We start from the raw sequence: 17,533 nt of genomic DNA, 5'->3' as shown, positions 1-17,533 counted from the left end.
TAATCTCCTCATGATCTCTTCTGTAAATAACGTACGATTTAATTTCCCCATATTCTTATCCGCTCCCTCACCATTACTCTGATTAAAACACAAAAGACCCATAAGAGGGCACTTTTTTTCAAAGTGTCCTTCTTATGGGTCACAGTTCAATTGATGGCCGGGGCTGCTTTATGTTATCTTTCAAGGAGTTCAAGGAAAAGGAGGCCGCTTTCATGACGATTATTGCTAAAGCCTTAGAAGCTCTTTTTAGGGAGAACGCCGATCCGGAAAAAGCTTTGCCGATGGAGGCGTACATGCGCGGCCAATTCGTATTTCTTGGTATTAAAACGCCGGAGAGGACAGCGCTGCTGCGAGCATTTTGGAAGCAGTACGACAAGCCGAAGGGAGAAGAGCTGCTTGAAACTGCGGAGTATTTGTGGCAGCTGCCCGAGCGTGAGTTTCATTACGCAGCGATGGGCTTGCTGGAGAAATACGGCAAGGAGGCCTTGCCTTCACATATTGATCGGCTGGAGCGCTGGATAACGACGCATTCTTGGTGGGATACGGTCGATTTTGTGGCTTCCCATTTAGTCGGCTATCAATTCTCGAAATACCCGGAATTAATCGAAGCGTACACGGAACGATGGATTGTATCGGAAAATATGTGGCTGCGGCGCACTGCTTTATTGTTTCAACTGAGATTCAAGCATCATACTGACACGGAGCGTTTATTCGATTATATACGTCTTACGAAGGATGAAAATGAATTTTTTATACGCAAAGCGATCGGCTGGGCGCTTCGGGAATATGCAAAAACCGATGCAGCCTGCGTGCATCGGTTTTTGAAAGAAACTTCGCTCTCGCCGCTCAGCAAGAAAGAGGCTTTGAAGCATTTTTCCGGCTTATAGCCCTTTATGCTGACCAAGCTGCTGCTTCGTCGAAGCATAATACAGCCATGAGGCTGCGATGGCGAATACGGCAATTATCCCCATGCCCCAGAAGATGTTAGCGAAAGCACGGCTTAGCGGCAGCTCGCTCTGTGCGGATAGAATGATACCGCTAATCGCGACGCTAAAAGCACCGCTAATGAATTGGGACAGCTGGAACAAGCCCATGCCTGCGCCTACATGCTCGCCTGGCAATATTCTCGACAGCTCGTTGGACACGCCTGAATTTAAAGCAGAGAAACCAACGCTCATCAAAATATAAATGGCCATGACAGCATAGATGGAGAGATCTGCGAAAAGAGCAAAGGACACGGCTGCTATGAGCAAAGGCCATGGCGCTACACGAAGCAGCACGCTGTTGCCGTAACGATCAATGATTTTGCCTATTCGGCCTGAGGCCAGCATGGCTACAAGCGCTCCCGGAAAAATAATGAGGCCGGCTTGGCCAGGCGTGAGCTTGAATAAGTGAATGAGCACCTGCGGCAGCAAGAACAGCGTAGCAAAGTTATTAATATACGAGATAATGCCGAGCGAAATCAAACGGATATATCTCTTGTTGCGGAATAAAGTAGGCTGGACGAACGGATTCAAAGCCCGATTGATTCGAATCCAAAATAAGATCAGCGCGGTAACTCCGACGATAAGCGCAAGCCAAAAATGATTGGTTATAAAGAGCAGAACTCCCGTGGAGCCGATGCCGACAAGGGCTGCGCCAATGACATCGAAGGATCCCTTGTTTGAAGCCTCATCCGGCAGGAGACGATAGAATACCGGGATCAGAAGCAGCGAGATGCCGGTTACGATGAACAGGTCGTTCCAGCCGAAGTACTGGGTAATTGCGCCGCCGATTACAGGTCCAAGCCCTAGTCCAAGCGAAGCGGCCGAGGTAATGAGCGCCATCGCTTTTCCGCGTCTCGCAAGCGGGATAAAACGTGTGATGAGCACAATGGTTAAGCTGAGCACTGAGCCGGCACCTGAAGCTTGAAAGAGCCGGGCTACAAGAAGCAGCACATAATGGTGACTAAAAAAACCGAGCACAGACGCTCCGCCCATCGCGATTAACCCAATGGTCAGCAAAAGTCGGATGGGCACAAAATCGGATAAACGGCTGAAGGTAATGGATGATATGGCAAAGACAATCGAATAACCGGTTATAATCCAAGAAGCGGCTGAAGAAGAAAGCATGAATTCTGCCGTTACTTGAGGCAATGCCAAATTGAACATCATCGTGTTCATAATGACAATAATGATCGTTAAGCCTAAAAGAGGAATGACGAGACTGTCTCGAAAGGCAGGACGTTCCTCGGATATTAAAGGTGGAGCGGTAACTGCGGCAGTGTTTCTCATACAACCTCCAAAGGGAATATTTTTCTCTGTCTATATTTTCATTGTACGATAGTTATCGTACAATGAAAATATAGCATGGGCTATGTTATAATGCAATAAAAGAATGACGGGACAGGAGTGAAGGCGTTTGAAAATTTTATTTCATCCGAACCTAGAGGATATTGAGTTAACTTCCGTTTTGTATGCATTAAGCGATCCGATTCGTCTTCGTATTGTAACGACAATCGTGAAGAGCGGCGAACAGCCTTGCGGGCATTTTGAATTCACGGTTGCGAAATCCACGATGACTCATCATATCCGCACCTTGCGGGAGGCTGGCGTATTAAATGTTCGCAAACAAGGAACTCAACATTTTTTAACGCTGCGCACAGATGATTTGAATATCCGTTTTCCTGGGTTAATGGCAGCGGTCATACAACCCGAAACCCTTTAAGTGCATAATTCTGTTTATTTTCTCGGCCGTTTGCGCTAAAATAAAGCAGTACTTTGGCAACGAGAGAAGGAACAACTTTGGGTACGCGCAAGGGTTTAAAACTTCGTTTTGTATTAGTGCTGTTAGTAATAGGCTCCGTTCTTTTAACCGCCGCAATCGGCGGTTATTTTGCATGGACAACCAATAAGTCCTCATTGACAGAAGGTTATTTAGAAAGTAACTATCAGTATGCCAAAAAACTCTCATCCAATACGAATGAATTGCTGCAGATTATGCGCAATAATATTGACAACATTGCTGCAAGAGCAAGTAAACAAAGCGTATCGCAATCGGAATTGGACACTTGGTATGCTGCAAGCGAGCATTACTTTAATTCGATTCTTATTGTGAATAAAGACCGCAAGGTGGTTGCTGCCAGCTACATCAACGAAGGTGTCATTGCCGGTACGGAGCTGACCTCCTTGGCGACATATGAAGCCGTTCATCAGAAGAAGCCGCTCATTTCACAGCCTTATTTAGGATCATCAACTAAGCGTCTGCTCGTTCTGATTTCATCGCCTATCTTTAATGAACGCAAGGAATACGTTGGGTTTGTGTGCGGAACGATTTACCTCAATGAGAGCAACGCGCTAAATAAATTGTTAAGCGAACATTTTTACGGAAACGGTTCTTATGTGTATGTGGCCGATAAAAATGGGAATCTTATTTTTCATCCAGACAAATCGCGTCTTAATGAAACGGTGTCCACGAATGAGGTTATCAATTTAGCGATATCGGGACGAAGCGGGTCGCAGGAGATCGTGAATTCGCAAGGTAACCGGTATTTTGCCGGTTATGCGTATGAGCCTTTGACGGGCTGGGCCATCGTGGCGCAGACTCCCGCTGCTATCATTGACTATCCTTTAAGGGCGCTCGTTTGGCAGCTGCTATTTCGGTCTCTGCCGCTCTTTATCGTTATTTTGCTCATTGCTTGGTATGTTTCCAACTTGATATCCAAACCTCTTTTTGAATTGGCCGCTTTCTCGGAGGAAGCGATTTTGTCCACAAAGGCAATTCGCTCCAAAATGCCAAAAACGAACTCATATATTTACGAAGTAAGGCAGCTCAACCAAAGCATAAACAACCATTTTAACCTGTTGAACAAGGAGATTCGTTTGGATGGATTAACAGGCCTTGCAAATCGAAAGACCTTTGATTTAACAATTACGGAGTGGCTTTCGGACGCGATTCCTTTTGCGCTAATTTTACTTGATATTGATCATTTCAAAAAAATCAACGATCAGTTCGGCCATCTCATTGGTGACGAGGTTTTGACTTATACAGCCTCGAAAATAAGAGACTTTGCCGGAACCCATGATCTATGCTTTCGATACGGAGGCGAGGAGTTCGGCGTGTTGATAAAGTTCGGCACGATTCCGGCGGGAGTTCAAATGGCAGAAGGCTTGCGGAATGCCGTTGCTTCCGAAGCGAGCCCGACTGGCAGCCCGATCTTCGTTTCTATCGGTGTTTCCGTATCGGAAGGGAAGGCAGAGGGAGCTAAAGAATTGATTGAGATGGCAGACAAAGCGCTTTATCAATCCAAAACGGCAGGGAGAAACCAAACGACCGTTTATGAGCATATGACAACAGGACGGCATGACTGAGTGCCGTTCTGTTTTTGCGCAGGCTCATCGTAAAAGCATTGATGCGGTTGCAAGATTATGTATCATTCCCCCTTGTTTTGTGTTACGTTATCTGATCAAGAAGAGTCGCTTCGGCATTCAGCAGCACAGCAGAAAGCTGGTGACAGCTGCAAACGTAAAAAGGGGCTGGATGAATGGCATTGACGTTTTCATTTCAGACTTTTCCTCGGCTGGAAACCGAACGGTTTATTTTGCGAAAGTCGGAGGAACGGGATGTCGCAGATCTTTATGAGCTTTATTCGGATCCAGAGGTCGTGAGATATACACCGCTGCTGCCGCTTTCAGATCATGACGAAGCTTGGCAAGAAATGAATTGGCATCTTGAAATTTTCGCGCAGCAGGTGGGCATTCGGTGGTTGATCGAGGATAAGTTTTCCGGCAAGGTCATCGGAACCTGCGGATTTCTTCATTACGTAAAGGAATATGCCCGGACCGAAATAGGCTATGACCTGGCTCCCGGCTATTGGCGCAAAGGGGTCATGAGCGAAGCAGCAGCGCCGATTCTTGCTTTTGGATTTGAATGCATGAAATTACACTGCATCGAAGCAAAGGTAGACCCTGCTAATATGGCCTCCATCGGCCTGCTGGCAAAGCTGGGCTTTAAGCAAGACAGCGAGCTGCGGGAATATGAGCTGGAGGAGGGGCATGTCGTGGAGCTCCTTCGGTTTTCCATGCTGCGTAAGGAATATAGACTCTTCCATATGCTGTAACGCCTTTCGCAAAGAAGGCTTACAGCGTATAATAGGAGGAAAGCGGTTTTTGATTCGCAAAACCGAAAACCAAACTTTTAGGAGGTAACAACTATGTCCATCAGCAAGGCAAAGAAAGCAAGGCAAAAGCTGTCGCAGCAAGGACGCATGACGCCGGATGCGCTGCGAGGCAGCTGGCAGGGCGTCAATCCGACGATAAAACGCACACCCACTTTACAAGAGAAGCAAGCAAAACTAAATAAGAAATACCGAAGGAATCACGCGAGTTACAGCGATGGTTCCTTTTGTATTTATAAGGGGGAAATGAGGTGTGGCGAGGCTGGGTAAAGGGATATAATGTTTTGAAAATGAAAAAAAGGCAGCCGTCCAGCAGTGAAAACTGCTTTGTAGCTACCTTTTTTCATTAGCGCAAGTTACATTAAGAATGTACCGATAACAATCGATACCCCGATGATGATGGAACGAAGAAGCTGAGCGACTGCGAGGTTACCTTGCTCGATTTGCTCGCATACTTTAAAACGCGGCGTAAGAAAATCGAATAAAACATAGACGATACATAAAATGACGATGCCTATAGCGGACCAAATCAACATGGAAACCCAAGAATCGGAGCTGTACGATACCATCGCCACGATGATGCACAATCCAAGCAGCTTGCTGCCCATATACATGCCTGCGGCCTGATTGCCTTTGTTGATTTCCTCGGAATCGTTGTAACGGGTTAATTTACTGAATACAAATGCACCGACGCCTAAAATGACGAGCAGGAGAACAAGTCCGATTCCGACATTGCCGGCATTTTGCAAAAATTCATTCATTGTTGATCCTCCTTAAAGTTTTGTGAAGCAAAACTCGCTTCGAAAGCATACGCTTAAAGTTTTGTGAAGCAAAACTCGCTTCGAAAGCATACCGTTATTCCACGATGGCGGCGGGGCAATAGTACGCCATGTCACCCGTAATCTTGGAGCCGACCCGAGGCAGCAGGCCTGCGAAAGTGCCGCCAATGACGTAGGCTCCGGTTAATAAGTACCCCTGCAGGAGACCGGCTTCGGTATGTACCTCGACTTCCTCCATCATAACGCGCTGTTGATAAATTTTTTGCTGCTCGCCGTAGTACTGCTTGATTTCCTCTGCTTCGCCCTCATCCTCCTGATTGCCCCATTCCTCACTTTCAAGCGTTCCGTCTCCTGCGAAGAGAGTGGTTCCCTTTCCTTCGCGTCCCCAGTAGCTTTTGGCGACATAAGGGATATGCTGCTGTACGAATACGGTATTCTCGAAATAGGTGGGGAGGAGATACTTTTGAATGGTCTCCAGTTCCTCCACGCCAAAAAGCCGATGGCCGAGCAGCTCTGCGGATTGCTCGTTTCTCTCATATAGCGCCCAAATGAGCGCTATGAAGCCTTTGCTTTGCGTGAGGATGCTCTGCGGCGGATTGATCAGCGCCAGCCGGCCTTGCTCGACAAGCGCTATAAGCGCTTCACCGACAGGCAGTCCCGTTTCTTCCTCGGTATCATGAATCAAATACTCAAGAGGATAAAGACGGTATAAAATGTCGATGCGCTCGCCGTTTCCATACAATCCGTCACCCTCCACGATCACGAGCTGGTCCAGAGGGACAAAAATAACGGAAAAGCCAAGTTTGGAGATCATATTCATGATATATTCCGTATTGCATTTGTCCTCGACATGCCAATCATAGCAGGTGCAGGCGATCGTTCCGGTTAAGCCTGCGTTTTGATAATGATTAATCAGTCTCAGGAAAGCTTTCTCCAGCGCTTCGTCCATTCTCGCGGAAGCGGAGCGGTGCGCGGTGTGGCGGCTGATGATCTCGTTGCCCAAAAAGGCGGTTTCCGGAATGCCGGTCGGTGTATCGGTATTATTTTCTATACATTTCATGCCCTGCGCCGATAGGATCCAGTCCTGCCTGGATACCCCATGCCAAGGCGTTTCGATGCGTGCCGCTTGAATAAGGGAGGGATGAATGCCTAATTGTTCTCTTAAAAACGCATCTGGCAAATGCCGCTGAACAAACCGCAGCGCTTTCCAGTAAATACGGTCTACTAGCTCAGAGGCGGCTTGGAGCTCCTCGTATTCATCCGTTGTATACCCTGTTACCGATGGCAGGCAGTATTGCTTGCCATACATACGATGGTAAGGGATTCGCTCGGCTATCTCGCCTTGAAACAATTCTTCATGCGTTAATGAAAGCGGAATGACACGCTTCATAGATCAGCCCCCGCTGCTGCTCTTCAAGCCGGAGCTGCCGAAGCCCTTTGAGGAGCTGGATTTGTAGCCTGAAGATTTTTTATATGTTTTGCCGTTTGAGATATAGGTGCTGCCGCGGCTTGAGCCGTCATCATCGCAATAGCCGTCATTATCGTTATCCACGCACACACGCGAGCTCGACGTATTGCAGCCGCTCAGCGCAACGGGAACAGTGAGCATCAGAGCGAAGGCAAGCGCCTTCTGACTCCTCGCTTTTAATTTGGCGCCGGCTGCCATTGCTTTCTCATCGAACATCTAGAGGTTCACTCCTTTCAAAAAAACAACGATTTTGCTTCGGTCCATATCATAGACGGTATAGACCGTTTCATAGGTTTTCTGTTCGCTCACAATATAATGATCGAGCAGAAGCTGAGCAAACTCCAAAGGGCTGGCCGGTTCAAGAAGCGGCAGGGCGCAAGGATTAAAGCGGTAACCGTTCCAAAGCAAATATTCGACTTCCATATAAGGCGAGACGGTGACATACTCATGCAGGGCATTTCGAATGGCTTGACCGTATACCGTGTCATCAAATTCATTGTAGGGCTTCGCATAAATATGATGGCGCTTACCGTCCTCGCATTCATTCGCCGTATGCTCGAACAGAGCATTGCGGAACACGGTCGCATTCACCAGCTTGCGTACAAAAATATCATCTCGCGTTACGGCTGCTTCGGTAATGGTTCGTTCGACGCGTTGATCCTGCTCGGACCATTCCAGGTAAGTCAGCAGGTTATTCACAACAATTACCGCCTTTCTGATCTAATCTTGGTGATGGTCTCGTCATTAGAGATCACGAACAAGCGGGCAGCGTTCGGGATCTTTTCTTCAAGCTTGCGGTTAATGCCCATATCGGTGCGATCCGCAATGAGCGTAGCCCCTTTGCGGAGCAGCGCTAGGAAGGCATCGCCATATGTCCCCCAACGGGGGTCAACGGAAACTTCAAATACGTCCTCGCCATATTTTCTGCTAAGCAGCTGCATAAAGATATCAACGTTGCCTTCCTTTAATGCCGATCTTACCGCCAGCCTGGAAACGGCATCATGCGATAAAATAAAATCATTTACTTGTACGTGGCGGAAATTGAGAATATGCTTCTCCAGCACGATTTCTACCGTCGTATGAACCGCGGGAGCGGCCTGCTCGATGCTGGAAGCGATGAGCAGCGATTTTCCATCGATGAGCGAGGTATCCTCAATGCGGGGATCGGCAAAAATAATCGCCGAACGAGCTCTTTGAATGCCGGCCATCTCAAGCACCTCGGCCGATGTCGGATCGCCGCTTACAAAATGCACCCGGGGTTTGTCAAAGGGATGCTTATCGCTGTTATCAATGATAATAATCGCAATACCGTTATCCGAATCGAGCAAATCCTCTACAGCCAGCTGCGCTTTTTTGCTCCAATTAATAACGATGATATGGTCCTGACCTTGGTATTTCAATTTTCCACCTTCTCTTCTTCGTTGAAGTTCAGCTATGGAATCGATAATCTTACCAATTAATAAGCTGAGCAAACCAATACCGAACACGTAGAGCAGCATGGCGAGTATCTTGCCGGGAATGGTCTTGGGGAAAAAATCGCCATAGCCGACAGTCGCCACCGTCGTCATGACCCACCAAAATGCATTAAACCAATGTCCGAAGGTGGACGGTTCCAGCAGGAAAGCGATGGTTGAGCTGATAAATACAAGCAATAACGTAAGCAAGACAACAAAGTAATTGTTCAAACGAAGAAGCTTAACGGTAAGTTTCAAAAATAACTGCATGACTGTCACCCTCATTCGATATATTGCTGTATTCACAATACTATCTTTTCTAGCATTTTCCAATATAACGATAAGAATAGATGAGAGCCTTTTTAATAGGAAACAGTCACTCAGCCATGGGGAGGACGGACAGCCACTTGTTTTTATGCATATAGTATTATACATGGAAATGAAGGAGAGGAGGCGGAAATTGTCCTTGATCTGGTTATGCTCGATTTGTGGTCTCATGGGCTCTATCCTTACGTTTGCGTTTGGCAGCTGGCAGGAATCTCTTACATTATTAGTAGTGGCAATGGGCATTGATTATGTTTCGGGAGTCGCCGCAGCCATTAAAGAAGGAAAAGGATTAAACAGCGTAATCGGATCGTGGGGGCTGACACGCAAAGGGTTGTCGCTGCTCGTAATTTTACTCGCCCATCGAATAGATATATTGTTGGAGACCAATAATGTGACCATGGGCGCTGCCATTTATTTCTACTTGGCGAATGAGCTGATTTCCATTACGGAAAATTACGGCAGGCTCGGTTTTCCGCTCCCGGATCAGCTACGGAAGATTATCGCGGTACTAAAGGATAAACGGTAAATTTTGGATAAAACTAAATTAGCTTGCATGAAATCATGGCAAATCGCTATAATAAGAACAAATGTTCTTATCTGGAGGGGTAGCAATGGCCGCTAATGAGGAAGAAACCCGCGGCAAAGTTAAAACGGCAGCACGTCCGCCGATACAAACCGAAGAGGAGCTTGAGCTTGTAAAGCGTTTTGTGCTGCTGGGAATCGTCATGCGTATTTTGGATCATGATATACGTGTGATCGGCACATCGGCCATAAAGCTCCCGCGGTTTTACGAATCTATGATGCGCGGCATGCAGGACAGGGTGCTGCTTGATCTTGCCGCTATCAAACGGCAGTTTCGGGAGACGGGCATCAAGGTTTATGAGGAGAGGCGCCAGGCGGACGGTTTGCATGCCGAATATGTCTGCAGAGGATACCATCATCGTTTTTTTATGCTGTGGGGCTTTGTCAAGGCGGAGTCTGAGCGGTTATTAAAACAGTATTTGTCCAGCTAATTTTGAATTTGTTCATGGTTTTGTCAAAATAACAAAAAAACTTTTCCTCTTTCCGCAGTTTAAGGTTGAGAACTTCGGACAATCTTATGTAATATAAGAGGTAGACATTATGAACGCAAAGGGGAGCACGTAGCAATGCACAAGTGGATTATGTTTACGTTATTTACAGCGGCGTCGTTGCTGGGCTTATATTTGCTCACATTCGCCCTGCCCGCTAAACCGGTTGACGAGTCTGCCTCGCTGCCAGAGGGTATGAGTTTACTGAAAGTAGTCGCTTCTAACGATTTCGTATTCGATCAAGAAGAATACAAAGTCAAGGTTGGAGACAAGGTTAGACTAAAACTGTCGAATAAAAGCGGTATTCACGGGCTACATATTGACGAGCTAAAAGTAGCTTTGGATAACGATCATCCGGAAACGGATTTGGAATTTACGGAGCCAGGCACTTACAAGATCTATTGCTCCATTCCATGCGGGCAAGGACACGCAACGATGCATTCTACGCTTATCGTTGAAGCTGCTTAATGCCCCATTGATGAATGTGCTGTAAAAACGCGAAAGGAGCCGAAAGGCTCCTTTTTGTTGGTTTGAACTACCGCGCCGACCGGGGATAACGTTCGTTTTCACGGCCGCGCGCAATAAGAACATCGGCGATAAAGCCGAGCAAAGCCCAGGTCACAATGGTAAGTGCATACATGAGCAGGACGCTAACCTCGTGCACGTCGACAAATAAATCGACGACCCATGAGGGGATGCTGAACATGAAGAAAACAAAATTGTGAGGGTCGTAGCCGGTGTAATTAAACAAACAAATGGCAAGTCCAATCAAAGTAGCGATAATCGTGACCCGATAGCGCATAACGTACCGATCTCCTTCGTGTTAAAGATTGCCGTAATGCGACTGCATAGGTTATTATGTGACAAACGGTTGGAATTTATACAATGAGATCAGAGGAGGAACAACAAATGCTAACACATATAGTTTTCTTTAAATTGAAGGATGGCAGCGAAGAAAGCGTCGCGCGCACCGCACAGGTACTTAAAGATATGGAAGGCAAAATAGAAGTGCTGAAGTCCATTGAAGTGGGAATCGATGTTTTGCATTCTGAGCGTTCTTATGACATTGCGCTTATTACAAAATTCGATTCATTGGAAGCGTTGGAGGTTTACCAGGTGCATCCCGTTCATAAAAAGGTGATCGAGCATATGATGCAGGTTCGCGAAGCTTCCGTCAGCGTTGATTTTGAAAGCTGAGAGGCAGGTAACGATTAATGAGCGACATGAGAGACGTTTATGAAATAATGACCTATTTGCTGGTTATTATTTTTAGCAGCATCATAATGGTAGCATGGCTTAAACGCAAGTCAAAAAAAAAGAAACAAGGCTGAAAGCGGGCGACTGATTAATGTATTATGTGAATCGAGAACAGATTGCAGTACGGCTCCAATCGATTACCGAAATCGCATCTGCGCTTTACATACTTGCCTCTAACTGGCAGGCCACGCTGCTTGAGGGCTTGGCGCAGGAGAGAGCGCTGCATCTAGCCGTTGAAACGGTGACGGATGTTGGAAGCTTCCTGATTGACGGGTTTATTTTGCGTGATGCGAGCAGCTATGAGGACATCATTGAAATTACGGGTGAAGCAGGAGCATTTCCAGCTGATATGCAGGATACACTGATTACGCTCGTAAAGCTGCGCAAGCCGCTGGTACAGGAGTATTACGTCTGGGAGAGAACGGTGCTCCATCCGCTCACTCAGACGCTCTCAACGCTATTGCCTGCCTATAAGCAGGCGATTGAGGATTATTTGGAACGCGAGTTGTAACGGTTTTTACTTTTTTCCACGCAAAGCGAGCTGCAGCCGCTATTTAACGGCTGCAGCCGTTTTTTTTGGTATATAAGAATTTATAAGTTTTCACTTATAAATGAGCTTATATATCTCCGCGAAACGACAGCTTTTGCCACAGAGGACTGCGACAGCCGTTTACGCTTGGTGCATAAGAATTTATACGTTATAACTATTAATGGCCTTATTTATCTAAGCGAAACGACTGATAATCCCGCAGATCCCGCAGAGGACGGCGACAGCAGTTTGCGTATAGTTGATTTACGAAAAAGTTAAAATACGTTACAATGACGCTATCAAGCCTGTGAAGGTGGTGAAGGGTTGAAGCTGATGAAAATATCAAGCGATGCGGTCGTTAAAGCGGCATCGCGGGGAGATCAATCTACGCGTGAGCGCATATTGATGCTGCTGAAGACGGGCGGGAGAATGCATGCGGGCGACTTATCCAGCGAATTGGGATTAACGGAAATGGCGATACGGCGCCATATGTATGCGCTGGAGAGCGAAGGCAGTGTTTCAATTGTGTCTGTGCGTCAAGCTATGGGCAGACCGCTCCATGCGTATGAGCTGACGGCTGAAGCGGATGAGCTTTTTCCGAAAAATTATCATTTGCTTGCGCTGGATTTGCTTGATGAGCTGGCGGATGACCCGGATACCGCAGCGCTTATTGACCGGATGTTCGAAGGACGCAAGAAAAAGCTGCTGGATCGCTATGAGCCGCGAATGGCGGGCAAGAGCTTGGAACAAAAGGTTAGCGAGCTTGCTGCGATTCAAAATGCTGGAGGCTATATGGCGGAAGTGGAAACGCAGACCGACGGCAGCTACATGCTTTATGAATATAATTGCCCGATTGCGCAGGTTGCCAGCAAATACCTTCAAGCTTGCACCTGTGAGCTTTCCTTGTTCAAGTCTCTGCTTGACGTCCCGGTTGAGCGGACAGAGTGCTTGGCTAAGGGTGGAGGAAAGTGCAGCTACCGTATTGGATAACGAATGAACTCAGCTGAATATAGGCCGTCTTTGCAAATCGTATGAGATTTGCGATGACGGCCTTTTTGTATTTTGCACGAATGTTTCCCAAAACGACCCGAAAGCGATCTACACGTACCGATTGTGATTTTTCATTCACGGTTGTGTCATGACAAGCCCATGCTGCTTATACTGTCATTACGCAAGTGGGCATTCGTCTAGGAGCTTTATAACGTAAGGCCCTGCAATTGACGGAGGAGGAGGGATACGGGCATGGTCATGACGTGGATCGCGGGAATAGCTGCGGGAGTATTTGTCATTTTAGTGGCAGGGATACTCATAGCATTACGGACAGCACTGAGGAGGCTAGGCCAAGTGCAGGCAGAAGCAGAAGCGATGCGGCTGGATTTGCATAAACTGAGCCAAGAGCTTGGCGGGCTCATTCAGCCAGCGGAGGAAACGATCCGTGCCGCACATCGTCAGCTCCAAGCGGCAAGCAAGCTGTTTGAGGCAGCGGGTCAGGTTGGCGGGGCGATCGCGCATACGACATCGGCAGCCGAGCGTATAACGTCTGTACTATCGGAATCGGCTGAGCAGCATGCGAAGCGCTATAGTACGAAGCGGCAGGTTGGTGAAGCGCTTGAATGGGCTGAACTAGGAATGGCTGCGTGGCAGCTGTGGCAAACTAGCCGAAAGGCAGGAACGACTGCTGAGGATGAACATGACTCTGTATTCGAATCGGAAACCTAGTCCAATTGTGACGAACGAATAGCGCGCTAAACACGAAAGGAGCAAAAATAATGTCAACACGTAAACAAACTAAAGGATTTTTTCTTGGCGCATTAGCAGGAGGCGTCGTGGGATCGATTACGGCATTGTTATTGGCACCAAAGCCGGGCAAGGAGCTGCGTCAGGATATTTCAGTCGGCGCTCAGAAGGTAGGCGACACAACGGTTAAGGTGGCTGGCCAAGTGGGGGATACGACTGGACRCATTGCCAAACAAATCGGTAATCAAGCCATTCAGATTGCGGATAAGACGAAACAAGCGGCAAGTCATGTCGTGAGCAGCGTGAGAGCTCGCAGCAAAGGCACTGAAGAGACGGAAGCAGTTGCTGAACTGGTAATTGAAACCTTGCCTGCAGCAGGCAGTGACGAAGCCGTGAGCGCTATCGAAGCGGGAGAGACAGAGGCAGCTGTGTCGAAAGAGCTTTAGTCGAAGAACTAACTGCTGGAATAAAAAAATGCGGCAGAGAGAGCTTTTGGCAGGGCTTAAAAATAAGGCAAACCGACTGGAGCTGAGGCTCCCGCGGTTTGCCTTATTTTTTTTTAACCACGATTTATCCGAGAGTGTTGCTATGCACCCGGTTTGGGGCAGAGCTCAGCAAGCTTGCTAACGGCTCCATATTGTAGTCGTTCAAGGTTGAAGCGACAGCGGTAATCGCTTCGCCTGGGCCAACAACCGATATCTCATCATTTAATTTCCCGATAAACGCGCCGTCGTGAATGACTGCTCCCTCACCGATAATCGCCCGATGGATAGTGACATTTCTTCCAATTCTAGCCCCGGGCATGATAATGCTTTCGTAAACCTCGCTGTCTGCGCCGATCGTTACGCCGGTGCAAATGACAGAACGCGTTACATCTGCCTCCACTGCGCAGGCCGGATGAAGAATGGAATCCGTAACCTCAGCTTTCGGGCTTAGGTAAGGCTTCTCCATGCTTGTATGTACACCTGTTTGTGCTCTCCAGTCACGGCTGCTTAGTTTCAGCTCGCCGTCCAAGAGGTCCATGTTTGCTTCCCATAAGCTGTCGATCGTACCAACATCGCGCCAATAGCCTTCGTAAGGATAAGCGACCATATTTGCTTTGGAGGAAAGTATCGCAGGGATGACATCTTTGCCAAAATCATGATTGGAATTCGGGTTACCGGCATCCTCCAAAAGATATTTTTTAAGCTCCGTCCAGCGGAACAAGTAGATGCCCATTGAAGCTAAATTGCTGTTTGGTTCTGCAGGCTTCTCATGAAACGAGCTAACGCGATACTGCTCATCCGTTTTGAGGATACCAAAGCGGCTTGCTTCCCGCCAAGCTACTTGTTTGACTGCAATGGTTACGTCAGCTCTTTGGTTTTTATGGAACTCGAGCATCGGCGTATAATCCATTTCGTAAATATGGTCGCCTGAGAGAATAAGCACATGCTCGGGGTTATGCTGGTCAATATAATCCATGTTTTGGTAAATGGCATCCGCGGTACCGGCATACCCGTCCGCGCATTTGCGCGAGGATGGAAGAATGGAAACGCCGCTTGGCGTATTTTTTACTTGATGTTCATTATTGTTTGTCATTATATATTTATGGACACTATCGGCACAGTACTGTGTAAGTACGCCAATCGTTTTGATATTTGAGTTTGCACAGTTATTCAGTGGAAAATCGATCATCCGATAGCGGTCACCGAAGGGGATGATCGGCTTGGCGGTCTGACTTGTTAGCGGCGCTAAACGACGTCCTTCTCCACCTGCTAATAACATGGCAATGCATTCAGTATGACTATTCAATTCAATTTCCCCCTGTCCGATAAGTGTGTGGTTAATGTTGGATAAATGCGTTCATTATATTGAATCTTTAACCTTCAAAAACGAGTTTGAAACTGTTGGTTGAAAAAAAGGCGGAGATCTCACGAAGGTTTTTACGCTTGGGAGCAAATCGAAGAAAGGGCTCATACCTTGTCAATATGACAAGATAAGAGCCCTTATGCATTTAAATGTTCCGATATAAAATTCTGAAGTCAAGCGGGGCAAGCTCAATTTGAAGCTGATCATCGATGGTTATGACCTCATCATTCGTTAAGGCATCGCGCCAATCGTCAGCGTTCATCGGATGTTTAAGTGTTACCGTTTCCTCTGTGTTGTTCATCCAAATGGTAAAATGCTGCTTGCCATTCAATCGTTCGAAGAGAAGCGTACCCCTCTCGTTATCTGCATGCAGGAATCGGAATCTTCCGTCACGGAGCACGGTATGCTCTTTGCGAAGGGTGATTAAAAGCTGATAAAAATCAAACAGCTCACGGTCCTGCTTTTCGGTATCCCATTCCATGCATTTGCGGCAGTCCGGATCATCGCCGCCGTCGATGCCGATCTCATCCCCGTAATAAATGCAGGGAATACCCATCGAGGTTAGCATGAATACAATGGCAAGCTTGAGACGTTCTTTGCTGCCGCCAAACCTTGTTGCCGCACGCGGGATGTCATGGCTGGATAGGAGATTGAATAAGGCCTCATTGGTTTGCTGCGGATAACGCATGAGCAGACGATTAATTTGATCGGCGAAAATCGAACCAACGCTTTCGGAGGAAGTGAAAAATTCGGTTACCTGATTCGTGAACGGATAATTCATGGCCGAATCAAATTCATCCCCATGCAGCCAGTTTAAGGAATTGCCCCATACCTCGCCGATAATAAAGGCATCGGATTTTTCGCTTTTGACCGCCGTGCGGAACTCGCGCCAAAACGCGTGATCGATTTCATTAGCGACATCGAGCCGCCAGCCGTCAATGTCGGCTTCTTTCATCCAAAATACCGCAATATCGAGCAAGTATTGCTTTACCTCAGGATTCGCGGTGTTCAGTTTAGGCATATTGCCGTAAAAGCCGAAGGTAGCATAATTTGCAGCGCCATCTTTGACTTCGACAGGGAAGCCATTCAGATGGAACCAATCTTTGTACTTGGAGTTTTCTCCGTTTTGAAGGACATCCTGGAAGGGTGGGAATTGCTCGCTTGTATGATTAAAGACAGCGTCCAGAACAACACGAATGTCTAGCTCGTGGCATGCCTTTACCAGTTTCTTAAGAAGCTCGGCATCACCGAACTGCGGATCGATTTGCTTGTAATCGATCGTGTCGTATTTGTGGTTGGACGGTGCCGTGAAGAGCGGCGTCAAATAAATCGCATTGATGCCCAAATCGGTTAAATGCTGCAGCTTATCGATGATCCCTTGCAGATCGCCGCCGAAATGGTCTTCACCGCCTGGCGTTTCGCCCCAAGGACGAATGCCTTCCGGATCGTTGTTTGGGTCTCCATTAGCGAAGCGATCAGGCATAATCTGATAGAAGATAGCGGACTTTGCCCATTCAGGCGCGTCAAACAAATCGACGGCATGGATAAAAGGGACTTCAAAGTAGCCGCCCGCTGGGGTTGGCTGCTTATCAAAGATACCATTTTCGATCAGCCACAAGGTTTCATCCCCGCTGCGTACGCGAAATCCGTAAGAGAAACGATGAAACTCCGGCTTAATGACAGCCTCCCAGTAATCAAATAAGGAATCTGCCGCGATTTTTTCCATTTGGATATCAAGCGAATGTTTTTCCCAGTCGTATTTGTCTCCGGTTACTGCAACGGCTTCCTCGACGTCATCTCTTTTGGTGCGGAGCCTGAGATGAAAGGTATTGCAATCATAGGCATAGGCCCATTTTAAATCGGATGAGTGATGCATGCATTCTTTGAACATGGGCTCCCGCTCCTTTTT

The 17,533-nt window shown here is 47.4% G+C and carries 22 protein-coding genes; 13 read left to right on the top strand and 9 right to left on the bottom strand.

All coding sequences use genetic code 11. The annotated features are described in order from the left end of the window. Window positions 1–212: 212 nt before the first annotated feature. Window positions 213–887 carry a DNA alkylation repair protein gene (locus tag AC1DLI_RS32425; protein WP_477609522.1) on the top strand — a complete coding sequence of 225 codons (675 nt, stop codon included), beginning with the start codon at window positions 213–215 and terminating at the stop codon, window positions 885–887. Here the strand turns inward: AC1DLI_RS32425 and AC1DLI_RS32420 are convergent. Further along, window positions 882–2,273 carry an MFS transporter gene (locus tag AC1DLI_RS32420; protein ID WP_477609520.1) on the bottom strand — a complete coding sequence of 464 codons (1,392 nt, stop codon included), beginning with the start codon at window positions 2,271–2,273 and terminating at the stop codon, window positions 882–884. The genes AC1DLI_RS32425 and AC1DLI_RS32420 overlap by 6 nt on opposite strands. 127 nt (window positions 2,274–2,400) lie before the next feature. Here AC1DLI_RS32420 and AC1DLI_RS32415 point away from each other — a divergent pair, with 127 nt between their 5' ends. The 4 genes from AC1DLI_RS32415 to AC1DLI_RS32400 all read left to right on the top strand — a co-directional run bounded on the left by AC1DLI_RS32415 (window position 2,401) and on the right by AC1DLI_RS32400 (window position 5,425). Continuing rightward, complete coding sequence (locus tag AC1DLI_RS32415) at window positions 2,401–2,706, top strand: ArsR/SmtB family transcription factor (RefSeq protein WP_477609518.1); 306 nt, start codon at window positions 2,401–2,403, stop codon at window positions 2,704–2,706. A gap of 77 nt (window positions 2,707–2,783) precedes the next feature. Further along, window positions 2,784–4,349: a sensor domain-containing diguanylate cyclase gene (locus AC1DLI_RS32410; RefSeq protein WP_477609516.1), complete on the top strand. Its 1,566-nt coding sequence runs from the start codon at window positions 2,784–2,786 to the stop codon at window positions 4,347–4,349. A 173-nt stretch (window positions 4,350–4,522) separates the two neighbouring features. Continuing rightward, complete coding sequence (locus AC1DLI_RS32405; RefSeq protein WP_477609514.1) at window positions 4,523–5,098, top strand: GNAT family N-acetyltransferase; 576 nt, start codon at window positions 4,523–4,525, stop codon at window positions 5,096–5,098. A gap of 93 nt (window positions 5,099–5,191) precedes the next feature. Further along, entirely contained in the window at window positions 5,192–5,425 is a 234-nt protein-coding gene (locus AC1DLI_RS32400) for a hypothetical protein (protein WP_477609512.1), read from the top strand. 86 nt (window positions 5,426–5,511) lie between these two features. Here the strand turns inward: AC1DLI_RS32400 and AC1DLI_RS32395 are convergent, their stop codons facing one another. The 5 genes from AC1DLI_RS32395 to AC1DLI_RS32375 form a co-directional block, all read right to left on the bottom strand. Further along, window positions 5,512–5,916 carry a DUF350 domain-containing protein gene (locus AC1DLI_RS32395; protein WP_477609510.1) on the bottom strand — a complete coding sequence of 135 codons (405 nt, stop codon included), beginning with the start codon at window positions 5,914–5,916 and terminating at the stop codon, window positions 5,512–5,514. Window positions 5,917–6,010: 94 nt separating this feature from the next. Continuing rightward, window positions 6,011–7,324, bottom strand: a complete 1,314-nt coding sequence (locus AC1DLI_RS32390) for a glutathionylspermidine synthase family protein (RefSeq protein WP_477609508.1) — start codon at window positions 7,322–7,324, stop codon at window positions 6,011–6,013. A 3-nt stretch (window positions 7,325–7,327) separates the two neighbouring features. Further along, on the bottom strand, window positions 7,328–7,618 hold the full coding sequence (locus AC1DLI_RS32385; RefSeq protein ID WP_477609506.1) for a hypothetical protein: 291 nt from the start codon (window positions 7,616–7,618) through the stop codon (window positions 7,328–7,330). Further along, window positions 7,619–8,101, bottom strand: a complete 483-nt coding sequence (locus AC1DLI_RS32380) for a hypothetical protein (RefSeq protein ID WP_308997451.1) — start codon at window positions 8,099–8,101, stop codon at window positions 7,619–7,621. Between the two features lie 5 nt (window positions 8,102–8,106). Further along, window positions 8,107–9,126: a potassium channel family protein gene (locus tag AC1DLI_RS32375; protein ID WP_477609504.1), complete on the bottom strand. Its 1,020-nt coding sequence runs from the start codon at window positions 9,124–9,126 to the stop codon at window positions 8,107–8,109. 226 nt (window positions 9,127–9,352) lie between these two features. Here AC1DLI_RS32375 and AC1DLI_RS32370 point away from each other — a divergent pair, with 226 nt between their 5' ends. The 3 genes from AC1DLI_RS32370 to AC1DLI_RS32360 all read left to right on the top strand — a co-directional run bounded on the left by AC1DLI_RS32370 (window position 9,353) and on the right by AC1DLI_RS32360 (window position 10,721). Continuing rightward, window positions 9,353–9,709, top strand: a complete 357-nt coding sequence (locus tag AC1DLI_RS32370; RefSeq protein ID WP_477609528.1) for a phage holin family protein — start codon at window positions 9,353–9,355, stop codon at window positions 9,707–9,709. A gap of 85 nt (window positions 9,710–9,794) precedes the next feature. Further along, entirely contained in the window at window positions 9,795–10,196 is a 402-nt protein-coding gene (locus AC1DLI_RS32365) for a YhjD family protein (protein ID WP_308997449.1), read from the top strand. Between the two features lie 135 nt (window positions 10,197–10,331). Then, the gene (locus tag AC1DLI_RS32360) at window positions 10,332–10,721 is read left to right on the top strand and encodes a cupredoxin domain-containing protein (protein WP_477609502.1); all 390 of its coding nucleotides are present in this window, start codon (window positions 10,332–10,334) and stop codon (window positions 10,719–10,721) included. 67 nt (window positions 10,722–10,788) lie between these two features. Here AC1DLI_RS32360 and AC1DLI_RS32355 read toward each other — a convergent pair whose 3' ends face one another. Further along, on the bottom strand, window positions 10,789–11,055 hold the full coding sequence (locus tag AC1DLI_RS32355) for a hypothetical protein (protein ID WP_477609500.1): 267 nt from the start codon (window positions 11,053–11,055) through the stop codon (window positions 10,789–10,791). 107 nt (window positions 11,056–11,162) lie between these two features. On the opposite strand from AC1DLI_RS32355, the gene AC1DLI_RS32350 reads away from it, so the two are divergent. From AC1DLI_RS32350 to AC1DLI_RS32330, 5 genes are all read left to right on the top strand, one after another. After that, window positions 11,163–11,450: a Dabb family protein gene (locus AC1DLI_RS32350; protein ID WP_477609498.1), complete on the top strand. Its 288-nt coding sequence runs from the start codon at window positions 11,163–11,165 to the stop codon at window positions 11,448–11,450. Between the two features lie 151 nt (window positions 11,451–11,601). Then, window positions 11,602–12,021, top strand: coding sequence for a DUF86 domain-containing protein (locus AC1DLI_RS32345; protein WP_477609496.1), 420 nt, complete (start codon window positions 11,602–11,604; stop codon window positions 12,019–12,021). Between the two features lie 351 nt (window positions 12,022–12,372). Beyond that, on the top strand, window positions 12,373–13,029 hold the full coding sequence (locus AC1DLI_RS32340) for a helix-turn-helix transcriptional regulator (RefSeq protein WP_477609526.1): 657 nt from the start codon (window positions 12,373–12,375) through the stop codon (window positions 13,027–13,029). 252 nt (window positions 13,030–13,281) lie between these two features. Beyond that, window positions 13,282–13,758, top strand: coding sequence for a hypothetical protein (locus AC1DLI_RS32335; RefSeq protein WP_477609494.1), 477 nt, complete (start codon window positions 13,282–13,284; stop codon window positions 13,756–13,758). Between the two features lie 50 nt (window positions 13,759–13,808). Continuing rightward, entirely contained in the window at window positions 13,809–14,222 is a 414-nt protein-coding gene (locus tag AC1DLI_RS32330) for a YtxH domain-containing protein (protein ID WP_477609492.1), read from the top strand. 124 nt (window positions 14,223–14,346) lie between these two features. Here the strand turns inward: AC1DLI_RS32330 and AC1DLI_RS32325 are convergent, their stop codons facing one another. Further along, window positions 14,347–15,567, bottom strand: coding sequence for a glucose-1-phosphate adenylyltransferase (locus AC1DLI_RS32325; protein ID WP_477609490.1), 1,221 nt, complete (start codon window positions 15,565–15,567; stop codon window positions 14,347–14,349). Between the two features lie 202 nt (window positions 15,568–15,769). Continuing rightward, complete coding sequence (locus AC1DLI_RS32320; protein WP_477609488.1) at window positions 15,770–17,515, bottom strand: alpha-glycosidase; 1,746 nt, start codon at window positions 17,513–17,515, stop codon at window positions 15,770–15,772. Window positions 17,516–17,533 lie beyond the last annotated feature (18 nt).

The sequence above is a fragment of the Paenibacillus sp. 01T443 genome (genome assembly GCF_056398325.1).
This window is presented reverse-complemented; position numbering and strand designations above follow the sequence as displayed.